The following is a 20,874-nucleotide window of genomic DNA, read 5'->3' on the forward strand; positions in this document are numbered from 1 at the left end:
GGCGGGGGTGTGCGAGGAGTCTCGCACACCCCCGCCCTGCTCGTTCAGCGCGTTGCGCCGTCGTCGAGCGGGTCGTCTTCGTCCTCGACGCCCAGCCCGAGAGCTTCGGCAGCGTCGTCCCGGCTGGCCTCCTCGCGTTCGCTCCCACCGTCTTCGGCACCCCACGATTCGGCGTCGTCCTCATCCGGTCCGCTGCCGTCAGCCACCTCGGCAGTGTTCCCGCCGGTCGCCCCGGCGATCACGTCCGACTCCGGTGTATCGGCATTGTCCGACGCCGCACCCGACAGGTCGGCCGGCGCCTGATCCATCAAGAACGCGCGGTCATCGCCGGGATCTCCCGAGCCGCTGTCGAGCCCGGTGCTCAGCGTGTCGTCCTCGGCAGAGGTGTCGGTCGAGCCGCCGTCGGCCGCTGTCTCGCCGTTGTCACTCCCGTCCGTCGTCGCTCCGTCGAGCGCGTCGGCCATGAGGGGATCCGTCTCGCCGGGCTCTCCATCGACCGGGAACACGGGGTTGGTCTGATCTTCCATGTCGTCTCCTCCTGTCGGCTGCGATGCAGCTTTCAGGTGACCGTAAGCGGGGGCGGCGAAACCGCGCACGCCATTGACGGCGGCGGATCGGAACGCTAGGAGCGCGTGCGCTCAGGTGATCTGGCATCGGTGTCTCGACACCGGTGCGTGGCATGACACCCGTAAGCATGTCTCACAGGTCCGGCGGGAGGGGGCTCGCACCGTGCGGCCAGCGGTGGTCCGCCGCGAACCGGGATCAGGTGTGCTCGGGCCACTCGGCGTCGCGCAAGATCTCCCGCAGCTGCGACTCCACGCCGCGCCCGTTCAGCTCGACGACGCGCCCCTGGTCGAACAGTTCCAGCACACGCGGATCGATGTAGCTGGATCGCGCCACGGCCGGGGTGTTGCCGAGAGCGGCGGCCGTCTCGCGCACCGCCTCCACCACGGCCTGCTTTCGTGCGCGCTCCTCCTTCTGCACTCCCGCCCGTGCCAGCGCAGCCGCCGCGATGGCGGTGCCGTGAATGGTGCGGAAGTCCTTGGCGGTGAAATCACCGCCGGTGCGCGCTCGCAGGTCGTCGTTGATGTCCGCAGCACGCACGAGCCGATAACCCCGGCCGGCACTCCAGGCGAGGAGCCGCGCTCGGGGCCCGCGTGACAGCAGCCGCTCCAGGACCGGCGCCAGGTCGGCGTCCGAGATGCGCGACTCCCAGGGGACCCCGCTCTTGCCGCGAAAAGCCAGGGTCACGATGCCCTGCTCCACACGGACGTGGCGGCAGCGCAGCGTGGCGAGCCCGATGCTGCCGTGCTCGCGCGCATACGCCTCCGATCCGATCCGCAGATATCCGGTGTCGAGCATCCGGATTCCCGCTGCGAGAACCGTGGCGCGCTCCAGGCCGGGAGCACGGAGGTCGCGCGTCACCGAACGGCGCAGCGCGGGGAGCGCGTCGGCGAGCTCGAGCGCCCGGTTGAACTTCTCCTCGGCAGCCTGCTGCGTCCATGACTCGTGATAGCGGTACTGGGTCCGTCCCGCCGCATCCACTCCCGTCACTTGCAGATCGGCGTCAGGATCGGGGCTGATCCAGACATCGCGCCACATCGGCGGGATGGCCAGGGCCCGGATCCGGCTGAGGTCCACCTCGTCCGTGATCCGGTGCCCGCTCTCGTCCCGGTACTCGAAGCCGCGTCCCCGGCGAATCCGTCGCCATCCCACGCGCTCGGTCATGTTCGTATGCACTCATGTGCACGGTACAGATGTCAAGCCGGTGGCCCGTCGCCCGCTCATCGAGATCTCCGGAGAACTTTTTTGTGACATCCGGGCGGCGACCCTCGTCATACCAGTAGAGCGATCGATTCGCTCGTCGGTTCGGCGCAGGAACGATGCGCCCAGCACGAAGGAGAAGGACGATGGTTGCAGAACAGTCGAAGACGAACGCTGGTACGGAGGCCTCGACCGCGGCACGCGCGGCAGCAGGGTCGCCGCGAGTGGACCGGGGCACCGGAGGGGCTTCGACCTCCGTCGCCGAGACGACCGCTGGTCAGACCACGATCGCCGATGCGGTGGTCGCCAAGATCGTCGGCATCGCGGCGCGTGAGGTGAGCGGTGTGCACGCCCTCGGCGGTGGTGGTGCCCGCGCTCTCGGCGCGATCCGTGACGCTGTCAACGCGACCGACCTCACGCAGGGCATCAAGGTCGAGGTCGGGGAGACGCAGGTCGCGGCCGACATCACGATCGTGGTGGAATACCCGTCGCCCATCCAGCAGGTCGCCGAGAACGTGCGCTCCGCCGTGACCGCCGCGATCACACAGCTCGTCGGACTCGAGGTCGTCGAGGTCAACATCGACGTGAACGACGTCCACCTTCCCGCAGATGACTCCGCCGAGGAGTCCGAGCCGCGCGTGTCATGAGCGCCACGATGACGGGTGCCCTGCTGGGCGCGGTGCTGGCTTTCGCGGGGCTCGCCTTCGGGTTCTGGGGATTCATCCTGGTGCTCGTGCTCATGGCGGCCGGTGCGATCGTCGCCCGTATCGCCAGTGGCGAGCTGGACGTGCGTGAACTCCTGCGGGTGTTCACCGGGCGGCGATCCTCGTCATGAGCATCGCCACCGCTGAATCCGCGACGACCACACCGGTCACACCGGTACGCGGCGTCGTACGGGTGCACGAGCGTGCCATCGAGAAGGTGGTTCGCGAGGCTTCGGCGGCGGTGGTCGGTGTGCAGCGCACGCAGGTGCAGGTGGAGGTCTCCGACGCCGCGGACGGGATCACGGTCCGGCTCGCGACGAAACTGCCGGTTGCCGACCCACTGGACGAGGAAGCGCTGCGCTCGCTGGTGCCGGTGGGGGAGCGAGTGCGATCGATCCAGCGCGAGCTGGCGGAGCGACTCGGAGTGCTCACCGGACGCGACATCCGGCGCATCACCGTGGTGATCACCGGCGCACGCGTGCAGCAACGGCGAAGGGTGAGGTAGAGGTGGCAACGATCATGGAGCGCGTCGTGCGTCGCGAGACGCACTCGCCTCGGTCCGCGGCGGTGGTCCTGGTACTGATCATCGTCTCGGTCGTCGCACTGTGGGTTGCGACCGAGCTCATCCTGCACATGGCCGGAGGCCGGGCGCTGCTCGCAACGCCGGGGGCGATCATGCAGTGGCTCGTCAGCGTTCCCGACCTCGTTCCCCGAGCGGCCGTGGTCGCGGGAGCGGCGGCAGTCGCCGTCATCGGGGCGGTGCTGGTCGTGCTCTCGGTCGCTCCGGGGCGCCGGGCGCGACACCGTCTCGACGTCACGGGTGTGGCGGTCGCCGACAACAGCGTCATCGCGTCGGCTGTGGCCGAAGAGGTGCGGCGGAGCCTGGACATGAGCGCCGGCGACGTGGTGGTGGGAGTGGGACACCGCGCCCTCGACGTCACCGCGCGCACCAGCGCCGGGCGGCGCGTCACCGCCGCCGACGTGGGATCGGCTGCGCAAGCGGCGCTGGCTGCTTGTCGCATTCCGCCGCTGCGCGTGCACGCACGCGTGGTGGCGGATCAGAGAGGACAGGAGTGAGTCATGAACGAGACGAATCGTGCGGTCAATCGTGTGTTGCTGTTCGTTGTCGGGATGATCCTCCTGGGTGCCGGGGGCGCTGCCGTCGCGGCCAGCACCTGGGGCGACGCCGGGCGGGTCTGGGGGGACCTGCTCGGCGCAGCCCGGGACTGGCTGTCCGACGCGGACGCGGCCACACGGCTGCCGGGCGACAGCGCGGTGAGCTGGCTCGCGATCGCAGCCGTCGCTGTGGCGGTGGCCGCCGTGGTCGTCTCGGTGGTGATCATCGCCCATCTCGGACGGACCACCAGCACGCCGGTGCTGCGCGTGACAGCCGCGGAAGATGATCTCGGCGGGGTCGTGGTGCGTCCCGCGTTCGCCTCGGACGTCATCGGTCACGCCCTGTCCGGACGGGAGGAGATCGTCCATAGCCGCATCAGCACCGCTCGTGTCAAGGGTCAGGACATCCTGCACGTGGACGTGATACCGCGGAAGAGGACATCACCGGCGGCGGTAGCCGACCTGGTCACCCGGGCAACGGATGCGCTGGCGGTGATGACCGGACGGGACCTTCCCGTCTACATCTCGATCCGCACCAGCGTGCGGGCACGACTGGCGGCGGACCAGCCGCGGGTCAGGTGACGGGTCAGAAGGGAGAACGCAATGGGAAAGAACATCCTGCTCGTGGCGGTGATCGCTGTGGCGGCCTACTTCGTAGGCGTGGAATCGGCGAAGTCGCGCGGCAAGAACTATGAGGACCTGCGCCATCAGCTGGAGCGGCTGTGGACGAGTCCGGAAGCACGGAAGTCACGTCAGCGCGCCGCGAAGAAGGCGCGCAAGGCGATGAAGAAGACCGGCCGCAAGCTCGGCCGCGCGTAGGCGCGACCGTCAGCGGTTGCCAAGTCCGGATATCCCGGAACGGAGAGAAGGGGAAAGTCATGAGTGCTGGAGACAAGATCAAGGCCGCAGCCGACAAGGTCACCGGTGAGGTGAAGGAGGCCGTCGGCAAGGTCACCGGTAACGACGAGATGGTCGCCGAGGGCAAGGCCGACCAGGCCAAGGGCCACCTCAAGGACGCCGTCGAGGACGTTAAGGACACGTTCAAGAAGTGACGAGACAGTGGCTGCGCGGCCCGGTGCCGCGCAGCCACTGCTCGCCGAGAACATCGAAAGGACACACGACCATGGGATTCTTCAGCTTCCTCATCCTCGGGCTCATCGCCGGGGCTATCGCCAAACTGATCCTGCCGGGCAAGCAGGGCGGCGGCTGGTTCGTCACACTGCTTCTCGGCGTCGTCGGGGCGATGCTCGGCGGATGGCTGGGCGGCGTGCTGTTCAACGTCGACCTGCAGGGCTTCTTCTCGCTGACCACGTGGCTGCTCGCGATCGGCGGCTCGATCCTCGTGCTGTTGATCTACGGACTGATCGTCGGTCGGGGCCGCAAAGCGTGACGTCTGCTCCCGCGGTGCACGCCGCCGCGGGAGCACACCTCGTGCCGTGGGGGAGTAACGGATCGGAGGGGGAGAGATGAATCGGACGGAGCGATCATCGGATCCGCTTGCGGGCGCGGACGACAGGATCGTCGCCGGACGCGCAGCAGATGGGGACACGGCGGCTTTTGGCACGCTGGTGCGGCGGTTCGCACCGACGATGCGCGCGTACGCGGCGAGGATCCTGCCGGGGACGCTGGAGGTCGATGACGTCGTGCAGGATGCGTTCATCACCGCCTGGGCTCAGCTGCCGGAACTGGACGATCCGGGCCGGGTGCGTGGCTGGCTGCTGCGGATCACCAGCCGAAAGGCCATCGATCGCCTGCGCGCGTCACGTCCGCACGCGGACGTGACGGAGATCGAGGCACCCGCTCCGGCGTACGAGTCGCCGTCGCGTCGCGCGGAAGCGCGTGCCGGCGTCGTGGCGCTGGGTGAGGCGCTCGGGCGCCTTCCCGCGCAGCAACGGGAATGCTGGGTGCTGCGCGAGCTCGGCGGCTACTCGTACGACGACATCGCGCACGAGCTGGAGCTGTCCGTCTCCACCGTGCGCGGACTATTGGCCCGGGCGCGCAAACACATCCTCGTTGAGATGGAGCAGTGGCGATGAACGAACACGATATTCCTCCGCTCCCGGCACTGGGGCTGGAGCCGCAGGACCTGGACGGGCATTCCATCGAGGAGCTCTCCGACTACCTCGACGCGAATCGCACCCCGCGCGATGCCGCCATCGAGGAGTCTCCCGGTTGCCGGATCGCGCTCGATGCGCTGGAGCGGCTTCGCGGCATCAGCGCGCAGCTGCTAGAGGCTGATGCCGCCGCGGCAGCGCCCGTGGAGGAGAGCTGGGTGCACCGCGTGCTCTCCGGGATCGCCCTCGATGCCCGCGCGGGACGGCGTATCCCGATCACCGGCGATGCGAGCGGTGATCTCGGCGTGACCGAGGGCGCAGTGCGGGGGGTCGTGCGCGCTGCCGAGCGGGATGTCCCGGGTGCACTGGTGGGGCGGTGCGTGCTGGAGGGCGACGTGGCGTCGCCGGGTGCGCCGATCACCGTGAAGGTGGAGGTCAGCGTGGCTTACGGTGCACCGATTCCCGATCTCGTGTCGCGGTTGCGCGGTGCCATCAGTACCCGCTTGCGAGCGCATACTGAGTTGAACGTCGTCGGCATCGACGTCCTCGTGCAGGACCTTCGCCGCCCGAGCAGCCCGACCGAGGAGACCCGATGAGCGCGGTTCGTGATGATGAGCTCGTCGTCCGCATCGAGTCGATCGTCTCGGCGACACCCGGCGTGAGCGGGGTCTTCCGCTCCGGCTCCGCGTTCGGACGCGTTGCCGACACCGCCGCTCGCGCTCTCGGCCTGCGCGAGGGGAACGAGAGCCTGGTCGTTCTCGCCCGCGATGACGACGCAGTGAGCATCGACGTCTCCATCGGGGTGTCTGCCGGGTTCGGTGCACGCGAGACCGTTCGCCGCGTGCATGATGCCATCGCGACGCAGTTCCGGCACGATGGAGACGGGCGCGCGAACGTGCGGGTGACGGTCGTGCACATCGACGACGCCGCGCCCGCTGCACCGAAGCCGTCTACGCCTGCAGGAGATCGGAATGCCCATGACTGACAACACGGCGATCGTCTGGAACCCGTCCAAGACCACGCGTGAGGAGCTCGAAGCAGCGCTGCCCGACGGCGTCGACGTCTCCTGGTTCGAGACCACGGAGGATGATCCGGGCCGCGGCGCGACGCAGAGCGCTCTGGCAGCCGGTGCCTCGCTCATCCTCGCGGCCGGGGGAGACGGAACCATCCGCGCTGTGGCCGAGCACCTGGCCGAGACCGGGGCCGCGGCCGATCTCGGGATCGTGCCGCTGGGTACGGGCAACCTCCTGGCCCGCAACCTCGGCGTGCCGCTGAACGACGTGTCCGCGGCGGTGTCGCGCGCCTTCGAGAACGAGGCGACCACGATCGACATCGGCTGGGCGGACGTTCACGTGGCCGACGACGTGCAGCGGCGGGCGTTCGCCGTCATGGCCGGGTTCGGCATCGACGCTCACATGATCACCGAGACGAACGACGACCTGAAGGATCGCGCCGGCTGGCTCGCATACGTCGAATCGCTCGGCCGCGCCCTCTCCGCGAGCGGCGTCATCGACATCCGCCTGAGCGTGGACGGCGAGGACGCCGCGCAGGACAAGGCGCACACGCTTCTGGTCGGCAACTGCGGCATGCTGCAGGGCGGCATCGCGCTGCTGCCCGACGCCGACCCCTCGGACGGGGCGCTGGATCTCCTCGTCCTGCAAGCGGACGGCGTCGCGGGCTGGATGGACACGATGCGCAACATGATGTGGGACCACGGCATCAAGCGCTTCTTCAGCCGGGACGCGGTGCCGGAGGACGACGCGAGCAGCGCCAGCACTGTGCGCAAGCGGATCGCGTCCCTCGCGGTCGACCTCGGCGAGCCGCGGATGTTCGAAGTCGACGGTGACACGGTCGGAGAGGCGACTCGGGTGGAGATCAGCGTCCAGCCGGGCGCCCTGCGCGTGCGCTGAGTACAAGCTCGGTCGCGGGCCTTCCGGCGCCGGTCACCGGTCTGGGTCCGGTGGGGATCACCTGAGCGTTTCGTCCGAGTGGTGTGGCGGGTTCGCTTCGCTGCGCGCCGGTGGCGGACACTGACGGTTCCCCCGACCGGCGGGCACCGCGCGTGCCTCGCCGGAGCCGAACGTCGGTCCGGATGCGTGAGATGCCCGTGACGACGACCCGATGGAAGCAGGAAACATGCGGCGTCCCCAGCACCCGACACGCAGCCCACACTCCGATGAGCCGGTGGATCCGGCCGAAGGGTCACGCGCCGCGGCGCGGTCGGAAGCGGCGAGGAGGCGGATGTATCGTCGCCGGCGCATGGCCGTGGCGTTCGCAGTGGTCGCCGTGCTCGTGATCGCGGCGGGAGGGATCTATGTCGCGACCCTGTTCGCGCGGGTCTCGGACAATATCGCAGCGAACAGCGTGGAGCGCCCGGAGGGTGGGACCGTCGAGCTACCGGACTGGAAGGGGCCAGTCAACCTGCTCATCATGGGCTCCGACACCCGTGCCGGTCTCACCAGTGGCACGTACGGCGACGATGACGTCGAGGGGTCGCGATCGGACACGCTCATGCTGCTGCACGTGAACGCCGCGCACACCGATGCCACCCTGGTGAGCATCCCCCGGGACACGATGACCGCGCGTCCGGACTGCACGTATCCGGACGGGTCGACGTCCCCGGCCGAGGACGTGGCGCAGATCAACGGCGCGTTCGATGTGAGTCCGTTCTGCACCCTGGACACGGTGCGTGAGATGACCGGCATCGACGTCGACCACTTCGTCGTGGTCAACTTCGACGGTTTCATCGACATCACCAACGCGGTGGGCGGTGTGGATGTGTGTCTGGCCGAACCGGTGTCGGATCCCGATTCGGGACTGTTCCTCGACGCCGGCCCGCACACGGTGCAGGGCACGGAGGCACTCGCGTTCGTCCGCACTCGCTACGGCATCGGCGACGGGTCCGATCTCGGCCGCATCCACACGCAGCAGACCTACCTGTCGGCGCTCGCACGCAAGGTGAAGAGTGCGGGGACGCTGGCGAACCCGGTTGCCCTGTTCAGCCTCGCCGACGCCGCGACGCGCTCCGTGCAGGTCGATTCCGCGCTGAGCGACACGGGCACGCTGGTCGGGCTCGCCAGCACGCTGGCCACCGTGGACCTCGGCAATATGACGCTTCTGCAGATGCCCGCCGAGGACTACCCGTATGACACCAACCGCGTGCAGCCGTCGTTCGAGGCGGAGACCCTGTGGGCCGCCCTGCGCGCGGACCAGCCCGTGCGTCTCGGTGGCTCGGATGCCGCCCCGGCGAGCGACGAGCAGCAGGATGCGCCCGAGGGCGGCGACACGTCCGCGGCACCGGACGAAGGCAGCGCACCCCCCGAGGACACCGCCGTCACCCTCGGGCCGGACGTGCGCGGTCAGACCGCGGACAAGACCACCTGCGCCGGCGGCTGACACCCGCGCGCCGTCGAGAGGGCACCGTGATTGCACGGTGCCCTCTCGACGTTCTCGCCGATGTCGTCAGCGGGAGGCGTCCTCGTGCTGTCGCGCCAGCCGGGACGGCCACCAGATCACGCGACCGAGATCGTACGTGAGGGCGGGAACCAGAAGGGAGCGAACCACGAAGGTGTCCAGGAGCACGCCGAAGGCGACGATGAAGGCGAGTTGCACGAGGAACAGGATCGGAATGACGGACAGAGCTGCGAACGTGGCGGCCAGAACGAGTCCCGCCGAGGTGATCACGCCTCCCGTGATGGCCAGCCCGCGCATCGCTCCGTCGCGCGTTCCGTGCTTCAGCGACTCCTCGCGTACGCGGGTCATCAGGAAGATGTTGTAGTCGATACCGAGGGCCACGAGGAACACGAAGCCGTACAGCGGCACCGCGGGATCGGCTCCGGGGAACTGGAAGATCCCATTGAACACCAGCGCGGACACGCCGAGCGCCGTGCCGAAGGAGAGCACCGTCGTCACGATGAGCAGCACGGGAGCTAGCACCGACCGCAACAGCAGCATGAGGATGAGCATGATCACGACCAGGATCAGCGGGATGATCAGGTTGCGATCGTGGATCGAGGCGTCGTTCGTATCGATGGCGGTGGCGGTGACGCCACCCACGAGCGCGCCTCGCCCATCGAGCTGGGCGCGCAGGTCCCGCACCGTGGCGGCTGCCGCATCGGAGTCCGCGGCATCGGTGAGCGTGGCCTGCAGCAGGACGTCGCCGTCCACGACGGTGGGGGATGGGGCCGGAGTACCGGGTGCTCCGACCGGCTGAATGCCGTCCGTGGTGACCGGGGCCGAACCGCTGGGGGAGTTCTTCGCCGTCACGCTCACCGACTCCACGCCATCGCTGGCGAGCAGCACATCGGCGACCTCCTGCAGCGAGCCCTCCGCCGCCACGACGTAGGCCGGACTTCCGGAGCCACCGGGGAAGTGCTCGCCCAGGGCAACCTGACCGTCACGCGCCTGCGACGTTCCGATGACGAGGTCGGACTGGGGAACGCCCGAGGCGTTCAGCTGTGTGACACCGACGGTTCCCGCCAGGAGCACCACGGTCGTCAGTACCCAGATCACACGGGGCCGGCGGCGGATGAGCTGAGCCAGCTTCGCCCACACTCCACGCGAGGGCATGCCGTCTTCGGCGGCCACGATCTCGGGCTCGAACTTCGGGCGGCGCGGCCAGAAGGCAGCGCGGCCGAAGAGCAGCAGGAGGGCGGGTAGCAGCGTGAGCGCCGCGAGCATCGCGAACACGATGCCGATCGAGGCCACCGGTCCCAGTGTGCTGTTGGACTTCAGGTCGCTGAGCAGGAGGCAGAGAAGGCCGGCGATGACGGTACCGCCGGATGCGACGATCGGCTCGAACGATCCCTTCCATGCGGTCATCACCGCTGCGCCCTTGTCATGGGTGACACGCAGTTCCTCACGGAAACGCGAGACGAACAGCAGCGAGTAGTCGGTTGCGGCGCCGATGACGAGGATGAACAGGATGCCCTGCGTCTGCCCGCTGAGCAGCAGCACGCCTGCCTTCGCCAGCCACCAGACGGTCAGCAGAGCGACGCATAGGGCGAACAGGCTGGTGGAGAGCACGACGACCGGCAGGAGGAGAGAGCGGTACACGAGCACCAGGATGACGAGCACCGCCAGCAGCGCCACGCCCAGCAGCAGGCCGTCGATCCCGGCGAAGCCGGCAACGAGGTCAGCGCTGAATCCGGCGGGACCCGTGATGTAGACGGTCACGCCGTCGGGCGTGGCCTCGCGTAGCTGTGCACCCAGCGCGTCCACGGTGTCCCCGAGGTCGGCGCCGCTGGAGATCGGGATGAACGCCTGCATCGCACGGCCATCCTCGGAGGGCAGGGCCGGTGATACGTCGGTGGAGACACCATCGGTATCAGGGGCGGAGGCGACGGCGTCCGTGATGGCGGCCCTCTGGTCAGCCGAGAGCTCGGCATCGCCGACGAAGACCGCGATGGCCGGAATTGCCTCGCTGTCGTTGAAGTCGCCGAGCAGCGCCTGTACCTCGGTGGCCTCGGCCGAGGCCGGAAGATACGTGGTCTGATCGTTGGAGGAGACCTCGCTCACCTTTCCGAACAGCGGCCCCCCGAGGCCTGCAGCGACGAGCCACGCGAGGATGATCGCTGCGGGGAGGAGGACGCGCAGCCAGGAGCGGCGGCGCCTGTCCGGTGCGCGATGAGCGGCGGGTGCGGGTGCGGACATGGTGACCTTTCTCGGGCGGTCGGTGAGGCGATGGGTGGCGCCGGATTCAGCGCAGCCAGACGCCGATGAGGAGCAGAGTGGCGAGGAAGCCCGCCAGGAAGTTGAGGGCGATGAACCGGCGCCAGGAGCGGTTCGTCGCGGGGGAGGTCTCATCCGTGACGTTCCACCAGGGGAGGGCGTTGACGATGTAGGGCGCGGCCAGGATCGCGGCGAGCGGGCCGGGCCAGGGAGTGAAGATCATGAGGAGCCCCGCCAGCAGCCACAGCAGGATGGCGAAACGCACCGTCGCCCGAGCTCCGATCACCGTTGCGACGGACCCGATACCGGCGGCCCGATCGGGAACCACGTCCTGCACCGCGCCGAACGCATGCGCCGCCATCCCCCAGAGGAAGAACGCGCACAGCGTGATGGCGATCCCGGCCGTGACGTCGGCGTGGGCGAGGGAGAACCCCACAATGGCCGGGCTCACGAAATGCGTGCTCGAGGTGATCGAGTCCAGGAAGGGGCGTTCCTTGAACCGCAACCCGGGCGCGGAGTATGCGATCACCGCGAAGACGCTCACGGCGAGCCACAGCCAGGACATCGGCGTGCCCACGATGACCAGGAAGACCAGGAACGGCGCATTGGACACGGCCGCGGTCCACAGGACGCCGCGGTGCAGACGTGGCGGGAGTAGGGCGCCCTCGATGCCGCCCTTGCGGGGATTGGCGAGGTCGGACGCGTAGTCGAAGACGTCGTTGATGCCGTACATCGCCACGTTGTAGGGGATCAGGAAGTAGAGCGTTCCGACCACGAAGATCACGTCGATCTCGCGTGTGGTGAGCAGGTACGCCGCAGCGAACGGGAACGCGGTGTTGATCCAGCTGACGGGGCGCGATGCCAGGAGAGTCTGGCTCAGTATGCCGGGTGTGCGGGTCATCGGCTCTCTCCTGAGCCGTCCGGACCGGTGAGCTCGGTGCGGTGTCCGCGCGAGGTCAGCAGCCCCCACAGCGCGGGAAGCAGAATCGCCCCCGCGAGGGGATAGGCGAAGTCCTCGATCGGGGCGAGCCCGATGGTGATCCCGAGGAGCTGGGACGGGTCGTAGTGGAAGAAGCTCGCCGCGATCATGACGGAGTCGAACACGGCGGTGAGCGCGGCCAGCACGACGATCGTCGTGATCAGGGCGAGTGGCGTGAGGCTGCGGCGGGCTGCCACGCGCAGCACGACGGCTACGACGACGGCCGCCAGCAGGAACAGCCCGGCCAGCGTGGCGTAGCTCATCGAGTCCGCTCCCTCGGCCCCGGAGCCGGTCGTCCGCTCCTGCGCGCACGGATCAGCCGCACGGCGCCGGTGTAGACGATCATGGTGCACACCACGAGGAAGATCAGGAAGACGGGCTCCTCGAGCGGCAGCTGCGGAGCCAGCACGATTCCGGATGCGAAGCCGCTGTCCCCGCGCAGAAAGATCCCCGACGCGATGCCGGCGATGTCCCAGAGCAGGAAGAACAGGGTTCCGGTGACCGTGACGATCGTCGCGGCGAACGCGTCGTGCCAGAAGAAGAGCCGGAACCGACGGTCGATGAGCAGCATGCAGCCCAGGGAGACCAACAGTGCGATGAGATAGAGCAGGCCCATCACCGCACCGCCTCCGCGACGCTCGCGGGAGCAGGCGTCGGAAGCGGGCCGCCGGAGTGGTCGCCACGGATGCGCTTGAGCACGATCTCCGCACTGATGAGGCACATCGGCACGCCCACCCCCGGGGCTACCGTGCCACCGGCGTAGTACAGGCCCTCGACGCGTCGCGACGCGTTCTGCGCGCGGAACATCGCGCTCTGGGAGAGGATGTGCGCGGGGCCGAGCATGCCGCCGCGCCACGAGTGGAAGTCGTCGGCGAAGTCAGCGGGCCCCGTCGTCTCCCGCACGACGATGCGCTCGCGCAGGTCGGGGACATCAGCCCACCGGGCGATCAGATCGATAGCCCTGTCGGCTGCCGCCTCGATCTGCGGGTCACCGGTGCCGTCGGGGCCGCCGCGCCCCAGCCGCACATCGGCCGGAACCGGCACGAGCACGAAGAGGTTCTCATGTTCTGGCGGCGCGACCTCCGGATCGGTGGCGGACGGACGGCACACATAGAGCGATGCCGGATCCGGCATCGCACCGTGCTGGCCGAACACGGCGTCGAAGTTGGCGTCCCAGTCCTCCGTGAAGAACAACGAGTGGTGCGGAAGCTGTGGGAGCTCACCCCGAACGCCGAGCATCACCAGCACCGCGCCCGGTCCGCTCGTACGCCGGCGCCACCAGCGCTCCGGGTACGTGCGAAGGGCCTCGGGCAGCAGACGCGTCTCCGTGTGGTGCAGGTCGGCCGCGGATACGACGATGTCGGAATCCAGCTCATGGCGGATGCCGGCATCGTCCACCCATCGCACGCCGGTGACCTGCGCCCGGCGGGCGGTGGGGCTCGCGCTCGCGGTGGTGAGGATCTGCTCCACGGACGCACCGGTGACGATCCGCGCGCCCGCCGACTCGGCGAGCGCCGCGATCCTGGTCACCAGGTTCGCGAATCCTCCTTGCGGGTAGCGCACGCCCTCATCCAGATCGAGAGCGCTCATCAGGTGATACATCGCCGGGGCCCGTCGCGGGTCGGTGCCGAGGAACACGGCGGGGTAGCCGAGGATCTGCCGCAGTGCGGGGTCGCGGAAGCGGCGCGCCGCGAACCGGTCGAGCCGGTTCAGCAGAAGACTCGCGAGCCGGGGGAGCGCCCGAAGGATCTCCGGGCGCAGCAGCGAGCGCACCGAGGTGAACGGGTTGTAGAGGAAGTGCTTCACCGCCATGTCGTTCGCGTGCCGGGCCGAGGCGAGGTACTCCTCCAGGCGTGCGGCGGAGCCGGGCTCGAGACCGTCGAACAGCGCGGCGATGCCTGCGCTGTCGGCGGGGACGGTGATCTCCTCTGCCCGGGCACCGGGAGATGACGGCTCACGGAACACCCGATAGGCCGGGCGGAGACGCTCCAGGTCGAGCTCGTGTGCGGTGGAGGTTCCCATCAGCTCGAAGAAGTGGTCGAAGACGCCCGGCATCAGATACCACGAGGGCCCGGTGTCGAAACGGAATCCGTCTCGTTCGCGAGAGCCCGCGCGTCCGCCGACCACATCGTTCTTCTCCAACACGGTGACGTCGTGGCCGTCGCGGGCGAGCAGGCCGGCGGCGGCGAGCCCGGCGACTCCCGCTCCGATGATCGTGATCCGGCTCATCGCGCGACTCCTTCGTGTGCGCTCAGGGGAAGTGTGGCGTGTTCGGCGCCGTTCATGCTCGCTCCAGAGTGGTGGTGATCAGTGCGCGGACGGCGATGGCCACCTTCTGCGCGTCGGGAACGCGGACACGCTCCCGGTAGAGCACCTCGACCGGGGTGCGGGCGACGCGATCAGTGAGCGCAGCGAACAGGCCGTGCGCGCTGCGGACCGCCGCCCGGGCGTCGCGGGGCAGGAGCGGGATGCTCTGGGCGGCGTCGTCGAGCTGCCCGCGGATGGTGCGTACCCACGCGTCGCGCTGCGCTCGTGTGAGGCGTCCGTCACCGGAGAGGTAGCCGCGGCGTAGGCGATCGGTGTCGTCGGCGAGATCCCGCAGAAAGTTGACGTTCTGGAACGCGGCGCCGAGTTGCTTGGCTCCGTGCAGCAGCGCGGCCTCGTCAGCGGATGAGACAGGGGTGTCTTGCAGGAAGATGCGCAGGCACATGAGCCCCACCACCTCGGCCGAGCCGTAGACGTAGCGGGCATGGGAGTCGGCGTCGTGCGTGCGCACCTGGGCCGGATGCGTACCGGCCGTGCCGAGGTCGTCCTGCATCGATGCGAAGAACGGCTCGGTGAGTTCGGTGCCGATTCCGCTCGCACGCGCGGTTCGCGCGAACGCGTGCAGCACGATGTTGCTGCTGTAGCCGCTGCGCATCGCACGATGGGTCTGCTCGGCGTATTCAGCGAGGGCGGCATGCTGGTCGGCCGGCGTGAGTCCTGCCTGCGCCGCGACTCCATCGACGATCTCATCGGCGATGCGCACCATGGCGTACACGTTCCGCACGTGCTGGCGATGCCGACGGCCGAGCAGACGCGAAGCCAGCCCGAAGGAGGTGGAGTAGCTGCGGATCACGCCGGATGCGGCGCTCTCGGCGGTCATCGTGAACCGCTCCAGCGCTGAGTTTTCAGCCGGAGGCGTGCGCGTCTGGCTCATGATTCCCGCCCTTCCAGGAGGTCCAGGACCGCCAGGAGCACCTGCTGCGCCGCGGGCGGGAGCAGACCGGCGCTGTCGACCCCGCTGATGAGGCTCCGGGCCGCGAAGGCGTGCTCATTGATGAGGTTGACCACGAACGTGCGAGCACCGCAGTCCTCCAGCAGCGCCCGGATCTGGACGGCATCCTTCTCGCCGAGATCGGGGCGCCCCAGTCGCGGCTCGATCCCGCGCCAGGCGCTGGTCATCCGCGCATAGGCGATGAGAGCCGTCCGCTTGCCCTCGCGCAGGTCCGAGTAGGGGTCTTTGCCGTGGCGGGCGGCGTCGCCGAACACGGACAGCAGGTCGTCCTGCAGCTGGAAGGCGAGGCCCAGGTGTCGCGCGATGAGGGCCAGATGCGTCTCTGTGGCAGGGGGGCGTCCGGCGAGAATCGCGGCCAGCCGGAGAGGCAGCTCGAACGTGTAGGTCGCGGTCTTGTCCGCCGACATCGCGAGAATCGTGGTGAGATCCGCCGGCACGACCTGATCGCTGAGGGCGACGTCCGTCAGCTCCCCGGCGACGGTCTCCGTCACGGTGTGATCGAGCAGGCTCAGCGCGCGCAGTCGCTGCCGGTGGGGGAGCTCCGCGCGGGCGAAGCTCTGGTGAACCCCCGACAGAAGCAGGTCGCCGAGCAGGATCGCGCCGCTCTGACCCCAGTGCAGCGCCTCGCGGGGTGACAGTTGCGGGCGCGGATGCCCGTCACGCAGCGAGGCGATGAGATTGGGGCGGCTGCGGCGCTGCACGTCAGCGTCGATCACGTCATCGTGCAGGAGGAACGAATAGTGCAGCGTCTCCACCGCCGCGGCGAGGTCGAGCACCGTCGTGGCGTCCGCGACCTCGGCCGTGTCATCGGTGAGGGCCTCATGCAAGGCGAGCAGGAGTCGCGGGCGCAGCAGCTTGCCGCCGAGGACGTGGCGTGCGGCCGTTCGCCAGAGCGCGCTGAACTCGGCGCCGTACCGCTGCGCGGCGGCGGTGCGCGCGGCGAACTGCTCGCTCAGACGGGACTCGATGCGTGCCCGCAGGTCCTCGTCGACGCTCAGGAGGGTCATGGCAGGAACCCGTTCGCTTGCACCAGGAGGGGGAGTTGCTCGCGCAGCCACGGGCTGAAGGCGAACGGGGCCGAACGGACGGCGTGTGCGGCGTCCTCGACGCTGATCCAGGCGTGCTCCGCCACCTCGGCGGGCTCGGGGCGAAGCGCCGCGTCGATACGTCCGACGTAGACGGGACAGATCTCGTTCTCGACGATCCCGCTCGCGTCCACGGCACGGTAGCGGTAGCCGGGGAGTACCACCCGCAGGGAAGCGACGCGCGTGCCGAGCTCTTGCGCTGCTCGCCGCTGGATGGCGTCCTCCGCAGCCTCGCCGGGTGCGGGGTGGCCGCAGAAGCTGTTCGTCCAGACCCCCGGCCACGTGCGCTTGGACAGGGCCCGGCGCGTCACGAGCAGGCGACCGTGGTCGTCGACCAGATAGCAGGAGAAGGCGAGGTGCAACGGAGTGTCGGTGGTGTGCACGTCGTCCTTGGGGGCCGAGCCGAGCTCGGCGCCGTCCTCGTCGAGCAGGGTCACGAGTTCCATCGAATCTCCATCCTGGCTGTCATTCAACAAAGCATATTGCTAGCCATGGAAGAAATAAAGACGGCGTGAAACATCTGGGGTGTAGCATGTGGGGATGGTCACTGAGCCGGGCGGGAGCCTGCATGAAATCGGGCGTCCCGCATCGGAACAGCTCCCCTCAGGCGCGACGAATGGGCCCGACGACGGCGGGATCTACGACATCGAGTCCAGCGATCCGCGTCAGACGCTGGTCGACCGGACGGGCGTGTCGGCGGAGGACACCCGCCAGATCACCGAGTTGATGAAGGCTCTGGGTGCCCTGCGTGAGGCAGAGCAGCACCTCTCCGCGGTGTCCCGGCGGTACATGAAGCTCAACGAGACGGACATGCGGGCGTTGCACTATCTGGTCGTGTGCTCCCACACGAATACACCGGCGACGCCGGGCGCCATCGCCCAGCACCTGCGGATCTCCTCCGCCTCCACCACGAAGCTGCTGGACCGACTGGAGCGCGGCGGCCACATCGTCCGGGCGCCCCACCCCACGGACCGGCGCGCACTCACCGTCTCGATCACCCCGGAGACGCATCGCGCGGCGATGGAGACCGTGGGACGGCAGCAGTCGAAGCGCTTCTATGCGGCCGCGCGGCTGACGCCTGCCGAACGGGAAGTGGTGATCCGCTTCCTGCGCGACATGACCGACGAGATCACCCTGCGCGACGAAGAGTGGGCGCAGGAGGGTGCGCACGCGGACTGAGCGAGATCAGCTCCGGGGCTGAACGCGGAACCGGACCAGCACCACCACGGTGTCATCGTCGACCGTGAAGTCCGGGTCGCCGATCGAATCGCGGTACTCGTCGCCGTGCCAGAAGGCCTCGTGCCGGCGGCGCCACTCGGCCACGCTCCGGTAGCCCTCTCCCTCGTCCATGGCGTGACGGAGCTCGACATCGCCCAGCCGCACCTCACGGACATCCGTGATCTCCTCGATGCACACGGTGCGTCCGTGTGAGTCGATCACTCGCGCCCGGTCGCCCACCCGCGGAAGGGGCTCGTCCTCGAGTTCGTATTCGAGCCGCAGCGAGGTCGTGGTCGTCTTCTCGCCGCGGAGGATCGATGCGACGAGCGCGTCGCGCAACGGGCCGGGGAACGCGTATTCGGATACCGGAAGGGCCTCAGTCACCTGTCGATCCTGTCATGATCCGATGCGTTCGCTGCCTGTCAAGTGGGTTCTCGTCGCACCCGTGGTGCTCCATCGTGTCGTCATGGAGCAGTTGACTCGTTGTCGCACGCTGGACGAGCTCGGAAAGCTCGTCAGCGAGTACCCGGGCGTGTACGTCCGTTACAGTGCCGGACCGCGTCATGACGCCGACGAACTGAGCATCGACGGCGAGAGCGGCCTGGAGCTGCCCGGGCTCTCGGTGAACCCGCTCACCCCGGAAGCCTGGTGGTCACGCCCGCTGGCTCATTGGCTCGCCCGCCAGCTCATGCAGTACCAGCATCTCGGCGAACGGGAGGGCGCGTTCGGCTGGGTGCTGACGGGACGCGAGGTCGGCCGGGGCCCGGACTGCGAGCCCCTGGTGGTGGACGTGGTGCCGTTGGCCCGCATCACGCAATCACTCGTGGCGGAGGCGGATGCCCTCTACAGCCGTGTGTTCGACCGTGGCGCGCTGCCGCATCACCGCGACCGTGAGGGCGACAGCCGAGCATAGCTTCTGCGCGGGGTCGCGGAAACCCCCAGACGAGGATCCGTGAGCGGTGCCTATCGTCGAAGTCCGAAGAACGACGAGAGGAATCATCATGACAACTCAGGTGTCGGCGTCGACCGTGGTGGACGTGCCCATCGACGAGGTGTACGACCAGTGGACCCAGTTCGAGGACTTTCCCCGGTTCATGTCCTCGGTGAAGCGGGTGGAGCAGATCGACGACGTCCGCACGCACTGGGACGTGGAAGTCGGCGGCGTGGAGCGCTCCTTCTACGCGACCATCACGCAGCAGGAACCCGACAGGCTCGTCCGGTGGGAGAGCGAAGGTGACAAGATGCACAGCGGCGAGGTCTCGTTCATGGCCACCGGCGAGGGCACGAAGGTGTCGTTGTCGATGGAGTGGGAGCCGGAAGGATTCGTGGAGTCCGCCGGCGCCCTGCTGAATCTGGACGACCGCGCCGCGGAGAAAGACCTCGAACGTTTCAAGGCGTTCATCGAGCAGCGCGGCCAGGCCACCGGCGCGTGGCGGGGAAGGGTCCAGGACCTCTGAGGACCATGATCACCGCTGTTCGGCGCGGCCCGTGCTCCCGTCGCGCCGGACAGCGGCCCCGGCTGCGATCCCGGGTCGCCGTCTGGCAAGCTGGACCAGCCCCGGAGGGCCGACGAAAGGGAGCACGATGACCGTACCCGCTGCATCCGTCCAAGCCGTGGACGTCTCGATCTCCGCGCAGGCCGATCAGCTCGTGGCGCTGTACAAGGACATCCACCAGCACCCCGAGCTGGGCTTCATGGAGGTGCGAACGGCCGCCATCGTCGCGGATGCGCTGCGCGAGCTCGGATTCGAGGTGACCACCGGCATCGGCCGGACCGGTGTGGCGGCGGTGATGCGCAACGGCGATGGCCCCACGGTGATGTATCGCGCCGACATGGACGCGAACGCGGTGGCAGAGGCCTCCGGCTTCGACTACGCCAGCACCGTGCGCATCGTGCGTGAGGACGGCACGGAGTCTTCGGTGGCGCATATGTGTGGTCACGACGCGCACGTGGTGTGGATGCTGGGTATGGCGCGGTTCCTGGCCGGGCATCGCGAGCTGTGGGCCGGTACCGCCGTGCTCATCGGCCAGCCCGCTGAGGAGCCCATCACCGGTGCGAAGGCCATGGTGGCCGACGGGCTCTACGACGTGATCCCGAAGCCTGATCACTTCATCGGCATCCACACCGCACCGCTTCCCGTGGGGACGGTGGTTTCGGCACCCGGGGTGCTGATGGCTGGCACCGATCAGATCGACGTCACCATCCACGGTGTGGGCGGGCACGGATCTATGCCGCAACTGACCAAGGACCCCGTGCTGATGGCGGCGCTGGCGATCACGCAGTACCAGTCGATCGTCTCGCGCACGATCACGCCGCAGGAGACGGCGGTGCTCACGGTGGGGTCGGTGCAGGCGGGGGCAGACAACAACGTCATCCCGGCATCCGCGCTCATCAAGGCCAACATCCGCTGGTTCGACGAGTCCGTCCGCGAGAAGCTGCTGCACGGGATCCGTGCCATCACCGACGCCATCGCCGCCGCGTATGAGGTCCCCGACGCGCTCCGGCCGCAGTACACGCTGAAGGGCGGATCGACACCTCTGGTGAACGACGCCGGGCTCGCCGGACGTCTCGCCGATACGTTCGCCTCCGTGCTGGGGGAGCACGCCGTGATCCGCGACTTCCCGCCGGTCACCGGTTCCGAGGACGTGCACCTGCTCGCGGGGCCGCATGAGGACATCGACTTCGCCTACCTCATCGTGGGTGTCGCCGACCCCGCGGCGTGCGCCGCGGCGCGCGCCCGCGGCGAGCTGTTCCCGTATTCGGCGCACAGCCCGGACTTCGTCGTGGACCTCGACGCGGTTCCCCTGGGCGCCCGCCTCGCGAGCTACGCCATGCTGGAGCTGCTGCAGCGGTGAGCATTCGTCGATGACGGGCGCCGTCCGGGGTATGTCTCATGCACATATACGCATAGGATCCTGGTGACTGCTCCGAAGCGATCCACCGAGGAGGACTCCGTGACCGATGACAGGCTTCACCGAGCCCCGCGCACCCGTGGGTCGAGGACGA

General features: G+C 68.8%; 28 protein-coding genes. 17 read left to right on the plus strand and 11 right to left on the minus strand.

The window, feature by feature from the left end:
- Nucleotides 1-44: 44 nt before the first annotated feature.
- Nucleotides 45-527 (minus strand): hypothetical protein, encoded by a 483-nt coding sequence (locus tag LQ566_RS12070; protein WP_231091957.1) that lies wholly within the window; start codon nucleotides 525-527, stop codon nucleotides 45-47.
- Between the two features lie 235 nt (nucleotides 528-762).
- Nucleotides 763-1,728: a DNA topoisomerase IB gene (locus tag LQ566_RS12075; protein ID WP_231091958.1), complete on the minus strand. Its 966-nt coding sequence runs from the start codon at nucleotides 1,726-1,728 to the stop codon at nucleotides 763-765.
- Between the two features lie 182 nt (nucleotides 1,729-1,910).
- On the opposite strand from LQ566_RS12075, the gene LQ566_RS12080 reads away from it, so the two are divergent.
- The 13 genes from LQ566_RS12080 (at nucleotide 1,911) to LQ566_RS12140 (ending at nucleotide 9,034) form a co-directional block, all read left to right on the plus strand.
- Nucleotides 1,911-2,411, plus strand: a complete 501-nt coding sequence (locus LQ566_RS12080; protein ID WP_231091959.1) for an Asp23/Gls24 family envelope stress response protein — start codon at nucleotides 1,911-1,913, stop codon at nucleotides 2,409-2,411.
- Nucleotides 2,408-2,599, plus strand: a complete 192-nt coding sequence (locus tag LQ566_RS12085; RefSeq protein WP_231091960.1) for a DUF2273 domain-containing protein — start codon at nucleotides 2,408-2,410, stop codon at nucleotides 2,597-2,599. Before LQ566_RS12080 ends, LQ566_RS12085 begins: the two co-directional genes overlap by 4 nt.
- Nucleotides 2,596-2,973, plus strand: a complete 378-nt coding sequence (locus LQ566_RS12090; RefSeq protein ID WP_231091961.1) for an NTP pyrophosphohydrolase — start codon at nucleotides 2,596-2,598, stop codon at nucleotides 2,971-2,973. Before LQ566_RS12085 ends, LQ566_RS12090 begins: the two co-directional genes overlap by 4 nt.
- Before the next feature lie 2 nt (nucleotides 2,974-2,975).
- On the plus strand, nucleotides 2,976-3,545 hold the full coding sequence (locus LQ566_RS12095) for a DNA/RNA endonuclease G (RefSeq protein WP_231091962.1): 570 nt from the start codon (nucleotides 2,976-2,978) through the stop codon (nucleotides 3,543-3,545).
- A gap of 3 nt (nucleotides 3,546-3,548) precedes the next feature.
- The gene (locus tag LQ566_RS12100) at nucleotides 3,549-4,166 is read left to right on the plus strand and encodes a hypothetical protein (protein WP_231091963.1); all 618 of its coding nucleotides are present in this window, start codon (nucleotides 3,549-3,551) and stop codon (nucleotides 4,164-4,166) included.
- Between the two features lie 21 nt (nucleotides 4,167-4,187).
- Nucleotides 4,188-4,403 carry a hypothetical protein gene (locus LQ566_RS12105; protein WP_231091964.1) on the plus strand — a complete coding sequence of 72 codons (216 nt, stop codon included), beginning with the start codon at nucleotides 4,188-4,190 and terminating at the stop codon, nucleotides 4,401-4,403.
- Nucleotides 4,404-4,462: 59 nt separating this feature from the next.
- Entirely contained in the window at nucleotides 4,463-4,636 is a 174-nt protein-coding gene (locus LQ566_RS12110) for a CsbD family protein (protein WP_231091965.1), read from the plus strand.
- Nucleotides 4,637-4,707: 71 nt separating this feature from the next.
- Entirely contained in the window at nucleotides 4,708-4,974 is a 267-nt protein-coding gene (locus LQ566_RS12115) for a GlsB/YeaQ/YmgE family stress response membrane protein (protein WP_231091966.1), read from the plus strand.
- 76 nt (nucleotides 4,975-5,050) lie between these two features.
- Nucleotides 5,051-5,620, plus strand: coding sequence for an RNA polymerase sigma factor (locus LQ566_RS12120; RefSeq protein ID WP_231091967.1), 570 nt, complete (start codon nucleotides 5,051-5,053; stop codon nucleotides 5,618-5,620).
- Nucleotides 5,617-6,234 (plus strand): Asp23/Gls24 family envelope stress response protein, encoded by a 618-nt coding sequence (locus tag LQ566_RS12125; protein WP_231091968.1) that lies wholly within the window; start codon nucleotides 5,617-5,619, stop codon nucleotides 6,232-6,234. The genes LQ566_RS12120 and LQ566_RS12125 overlap by 4 nt, the downstream gene beginning before the upstream one ends.
- Nucleotides 6,231-6,623, plus strand: coding sequence for a hypothetical protein (locus tag LQ566_RS12130; protein WP_231091969.1), 393 nt, complete (start codon nucleotides 6,231-6,233; stop codon nucleotides 6,621-6,623). Before LQ566_RS12125 ends, LQ566_RS12130 begins: the two co-directional genes overlap by 4 nt.
- Nucleotides 6,616-7,548 (plus strand): diacylglycerol/lipid kinase family protein, encoded by a 933-nt coding sequence (locus LQ566_RS12135; RefSeq protein WP_231091970.1) that lies wholly within the window; start codon nucleotides 6,616-6,618, stop codon nucleotides 7,546-7,548. The genes LQ566_RS12130 and LQ566_RS12135 overlap by 8 nt, the downstream gene beginning before the upstream one ends.
- Before the next feature lie 331 nt (nucleotides 7,549-7,879).
- Nucleotides 7,880-9,034, plus strand: coding sequence for an LCP family protein (locus tag LQ566_RS12140; RefSeq protein WP_231091971.1), 1,155 nt, complete (start codon nucleotides 7,880-7,882; stop codon nucleotides 9,032-9,034).
- A gap of 66 nt (nucleotides 9,035-9,100) precedes the next feature.
- Here the strand turns inward: LQ566_RS12140 and LQ566_RS12145 are convergent, their stop codons facing one another.
- Genes LQ566_RS12145 through idi form a run of 8 tightly spaced genes read right to left on the minus strand, consistent with a single transcriptional unit; the run spans nucleotide 9,101 to nucleotide 17,095 of the window.
- The gene (locus LQ566_RS12145; RefSeq protein ID WP_231091972.1) at nucleotides 9,101-11,290 is read right to left on the minus strand and encodes an MMPL family transporter; all 2,190 of its coding nucleotides are present in this window, start codon (nucleotides 11,288-11,290) and stop codon (nucleotides 9,101-9,103) included.
- Nucleotides 11,291-11,336: 46 nt separating this feature from the next.
- On the minus strand, nucleotides 11,337-12,209 hold the full coding sequence (locus LQ566_RS12150) for a prenyltransferase (protein WP_231091973.1): 873 nt from the start codon (nucleotides 12,207-12,209) through the stop codon (nucleotides 11,337-11,339).
- On the minus strand, nucleotides 12,206-12,550 hold the full coding sequence (locus LQ566_RS12155) for a lycopene cyclase domain-containing protein (RefSeq protein WP_231091974.1): 345 nt from the start codon (nucleotides 12,548-12,550) through the stop codon (nucleotides 12,206-12,208). The genes LQ566_RS12150 and LQ566_RS12155 overlap by 4 nt, the downstream gene beginning before the upstream one ends.
- Entirely contained in the window at nucleotides 12,547-12,903 is a 357-nt protein-coding gene (locus LQ566_RS12160) for a lycopene cyclase domain-containing protein (RefSeq protein WP_231092136.1), read from the minus strand. Before LQ566_RS12160 ends, LQ566_RS12155 begins: the two co-directional genes overlap by 4 nt.
- On the minus strand, nucleotides 12,903-14,516 hold the full coding sequence (crtI, locus tag LQ566_RS12165; RefSeq protein WP_231091975.1) for a phytoene desaturase family protein: 1,614 nt from the start codon (nucleotides 14,514-14,516) through the stop codon (nucleotides 12,903-12,905). Before crtI ends, LQ566_RS12160 begins: the two co-directional genes overlap by 1 nt.
- A gap of 52 nt (nucleotides 14,517-14,568) precedes the next feature.
- Nucleotides 14,569-15,486 carry a phytoene/squalene synthase family protein gene (locus LQ566_RS12170; protein ID WP_231091976.1) on the minus strand — a complete coding sequence of 306 codons (918 nt, stop codon included), beginning with the start codon at nucleotides 15,484-15,486 and terminating at the stop codon, nucleotides 14,569-14,571.
- Nucleotides 15,483-16,571 (minus strand): polyprenyl synthetase family protein, encoded by a 1,089-nt coding sequence (locus tag LQ566_RS12175; protein WP_231091977.1) that lies wholly within the window; start codon nucleotides 16,569-16,571, stop codon nucleotides 15,483-15,485. Before LQ566_RS12175 ends, LQ566_RS12170 begins: the two co-directional genes overlap by 4 nt.
- Nucleotides 16,568-17,095, minus strand: a complete 528-nt coding sequence (gene idi, locus LQ566_RS12180; RefSeq protein ID WP_231091978.1) for an isopentenyl-diphosphate Delta-isomerase — start codon at nucleotides 17,093-17,095, stop codon at nucleotides 16,568-16,570. Before idi ends, LQ566_RS12175 begins: the two co-directional genes overlap by 4 nt.
- Nucleotides 17,096-17,189: 94 nt before the next feature.
- On the opposite strand from idi, the gene LQ566_RS12185 reads away from it, so the two are divergent.
- The gene (locus LQ566_RS12185) at nucleotides 17,190-17,828 is read left to right on the plus strand and encodes a MarR family winged helix-turn-helix transcriptional regulator (protein ID WP_231091979.1); all 639 of its coding nucleotides are present in this window, start codon (nucleotides 17,190-17,192) and stop codon (nucleotides 17,826-17,828) included.
- 6 nt (nucleotides 17,829-17,834) lie between these two features.
- Here LQ566_RS12185 and LQ566_RS12190 read toward each other — a convergent pair whose 3' ends face one another.
- The gene (locus LQ566_RS12190) at nucleotides 17,835-18,251 is read right to left on the minus strand and encodes an ASCH domain-containing protein (protein WP_231091980.1); all 417 of its coding nucleotides are present in this window, start codon (nucleotides 18,249-18,251) and stop codon (nucleotides 17,835-17,837) included.
- Nucleotides 18,252-18,273: 22 nt separating this feature from the next.
- On the opposite strand from LQ566_RS12190, the gene LQ566_RS12195 reads away from it, so the two are divergent.
- From LQ566_RS12195 to LQ566_RS12205, 3 genes are all read left to right on the plus strand, one after another.
- The gene (locus LQ566_RS12195; RefSeq protein WP_231091981.1) at nucleotides 18,274-18,780 is read left to right on the plus strand and encodes a DUF6098 family protein; all 507 of its coding nucleotides are present in this window, start codon (nucleotides 18,274-18,276) and stop codon (nucleotides 18,778-18,780) included.
- A gap of 88 nt (nucleotides 18,781-18,868) precedes the next feature.
- Entirely contained in the window at nucleotides 18,869-19,324 is a 456-nt protein-coding gene (locus LQ566_RS12200) for an SRPBCC family protein (protein WP_231091982.1), read from the plus strand.
- 127 nt (nucleotides 19,325-19,451) lie between these two features.
- Nucleotides 19,452-20,723 (plus strand): amidohydrolase, encoded by a 1,272-nt coding sequence (locus tag LQ566_RS12205; RefSeq protein ID WP_231091983.1) that lies wholly within the window; start codon nucleotides 19,452-19,454, stop codon nucleotides 20,721-20,723.
- The last annotated feature ends 151 nt before the right edge of the window (nucleotides 20,724-20,874 follow it).

The sequence above is a fragment of the Microbacterium nymphoidis genome (assembly GCF_021044885.1).
GTDB classification, from domain to species: domain Bacteria; phylum Actinomycetota; class Actinomycetes; order Actinomycetales; family Microbacteriaceae; genus Microbacterium; species Microbacterium nymphoidis.

What these genes read in the sequence shown, in the direction of transcription:
- LQ566_RS12195 (WP_231091981.1), top strand. Translation starts at nt 18,274, where the DNA reads ATGCGTTCGCTGCCTGTCAAGTGGGTTCTCGTCGCACCCGTGGTGCTC.
- LQ566_RS12110 (WP_231091965.1), top strand. Translation starts at nt 4,463, where the DNA reads ATGAGTGCTGGAGACAAGATCAAGGCCGCAGCCGACAAGGTCACCGGT.
- LQ566_RS12080 (WP_231091959.1), top strand. Translation starts at nt 1,911, where the DNA reads ATGGTTGCAGAACAGTCGAAGACGAACGCTGGTACGGAGGCCTCGACC.
- LQ566_RS12120 (WP_231091967.1), top strand. Translation starts at nt 5,051, where the DNA reads ATGAATCGGACGGAGCGATCATCGGATCCGCTTGCGGGCGCGGACGAC.
- LQ566_RS12070 (WP_231091957.1), bottom strand. Translation starts at nt 527, where the DNA reads ATGGAAGATCAGACCAACCCCGTGTTCCCGGTCGATGGAGAGCCCGGC.
- LQ566_RS12075 (WP_231091958.1), bottom strand. Translation starts at nt 1,728, where the DNA reads ATGACCGAGCGCGTGGGATGGCGACGGATTCGCCGGGGACGCGGCTTC.
- LQ566_RS12155 (WP_231091974.1), bottom strand. Translation starts at nt 12,550, where the DNA reads ATGAGCTACGCCACGCTGGCCGGGCTGTTCCTGCTGGCGGCCGTCGTC.
- crtI (WP_231091975.1), bottom strand. Translation starts at nt 14,516, where the DNA reads ATGAGCCGGATCACGATCATCGGAGCGGGAGTCGCCGGGCTCGCCGCC.
- LQ566_RS12100 (WP_231091963.1), top strand. Translation starts at nt 3,549, where the DNA reads ATGAACGAGACGAATCGTGCGGTCAATCGTGTGTTGCTGTTCGTTGTC.
- LQ566_RS12205 (WP_231091983.1), top strand. Translation starts at nt 19,452, where the DNA reads ATGACCGTACCCGCTGCATCCGTCCAAGCCGTGGACGTCTCGATCTCC.
- LQ566_RS12170 (WP_231091976.1), bottom strand. Translation starts at nt 15,486, where the DNA reads ATGAGCCAGACGCGCACGCCTCCGGCTGAAAACTCAGCGCTGGAGCGG.
- LQ566_RS12090 (WP_231091961.1), top strand. Translation starts at nt 2,596, where the DNA reads ATGAGCATCGCCACCGCTGAATCCGCGACGACCACACCGGTCACACCG.
- LQ566_RS12160 (WP_231092136.1), bottom strand. Translation starts at nt 12,903, where the DNA reads ATGGGCCTGCTCTATCTCATCGCACTGTTGGTCTCCCTGGGCTGCATG.
- LQ566_RS12185 (WP_231091979.1), top strand. Translation starts at nt 17,190, where the DNA reads ATGGTCACTGAGCCGGGCGGGAGCCTGCATGAAATCGGGCGTCCCGCA.
- LQ566_RS12145 (WP_231091972.1), bottom strand. Translation starts at nt 11,290, where the DNA reads ATGTCCGCACCCGCACCCGCCGCTCATCGCGCACCGGACAGGCGCCGC.
- LQ566_RS12125 (WP_231091968.1), top strand. Translation starts at nt 5,617, where the DNA reads ATGAACGAACACGATATTCCTCCGCTCCCGGCACTGGGGCTGGAGCCG.
- LQ566_RS12130 (WP_231091969.1), top strand. Translation starts at nt 6,231, where the DNA reads ATGAGCGCGGTTCGTGATGATGAGCTCGTCGTCCGCATCGAGTCGATC.
- LQ566_RS12135 (WP_231091970.1), top strand. Translation starts at nt 6,616, where the DNA reads ATGACTGACAACACGGCGATCGTCTGGAACCCGTCCAAGACCACGCGT.
- LQ566_RS12115 (WP_231091966.1), top strand. Translation starts at nt 4,708, where the DNA reads ATGGGATTCTTCAGCTTCCTCATCCTCGGGCTCATCGCCGGGGCTATC.
- LQ566_RS12150 (WP_231091973.1), bottom strand. Translation starts at nt 12,209, where the DNA reads ATGACCCGCACACCCGGCATACTGAGCCAGACTCTCCTGGCATCGCGC.
- LQ566_RS12085 (WP_231091960.1), top strand. Translation starts at nt 2,408, where the DNA reads ATGAGCGCCACGATGACGGGTGCCCTGCTGGGCGCGGTGCTGGCTTTC.
- LQ566_RS12175 (WP_231091977.1), bottom strand. Translation starts at nt 16,571, where the DNA reads ATGACCCTCCTGAGCGTCGACGAGGACCTGCGGGCACGCATCGAGTCC.
- idi (WP_231091978.1), bottom strand. Translation starts at nt 17,095, where the DNA reads ATGGAACTCGTGACCCTGCTCGACGAGGACGGCGCCGAGCTCGGCTCG.
- LQ566_RS12105 (WP_231091964.1), top strand. Translation starts at nt 4,188, where the DNA reads ATGGGAAAGAACATCCTGCTCGTGGCGGTGATCGCTGTGGCGGCCTAC.
- LQ566_RS12140 (WP_231091971.1), top strand. Translation starts at nt 7,880, where the DNA reads ATGTATCGTCGCCGGCGCATGGCCGTGGCGTTCGCAGTGGTCGCCGTG.
- LQ566_RS12200 (WP_231091982.1), top strand. Translation starts at nt 18,869, where the DNA reads ATGACAACTCAGGTGTCGGCGTCGACCGTGGTGGACGTGCCCATCGAC.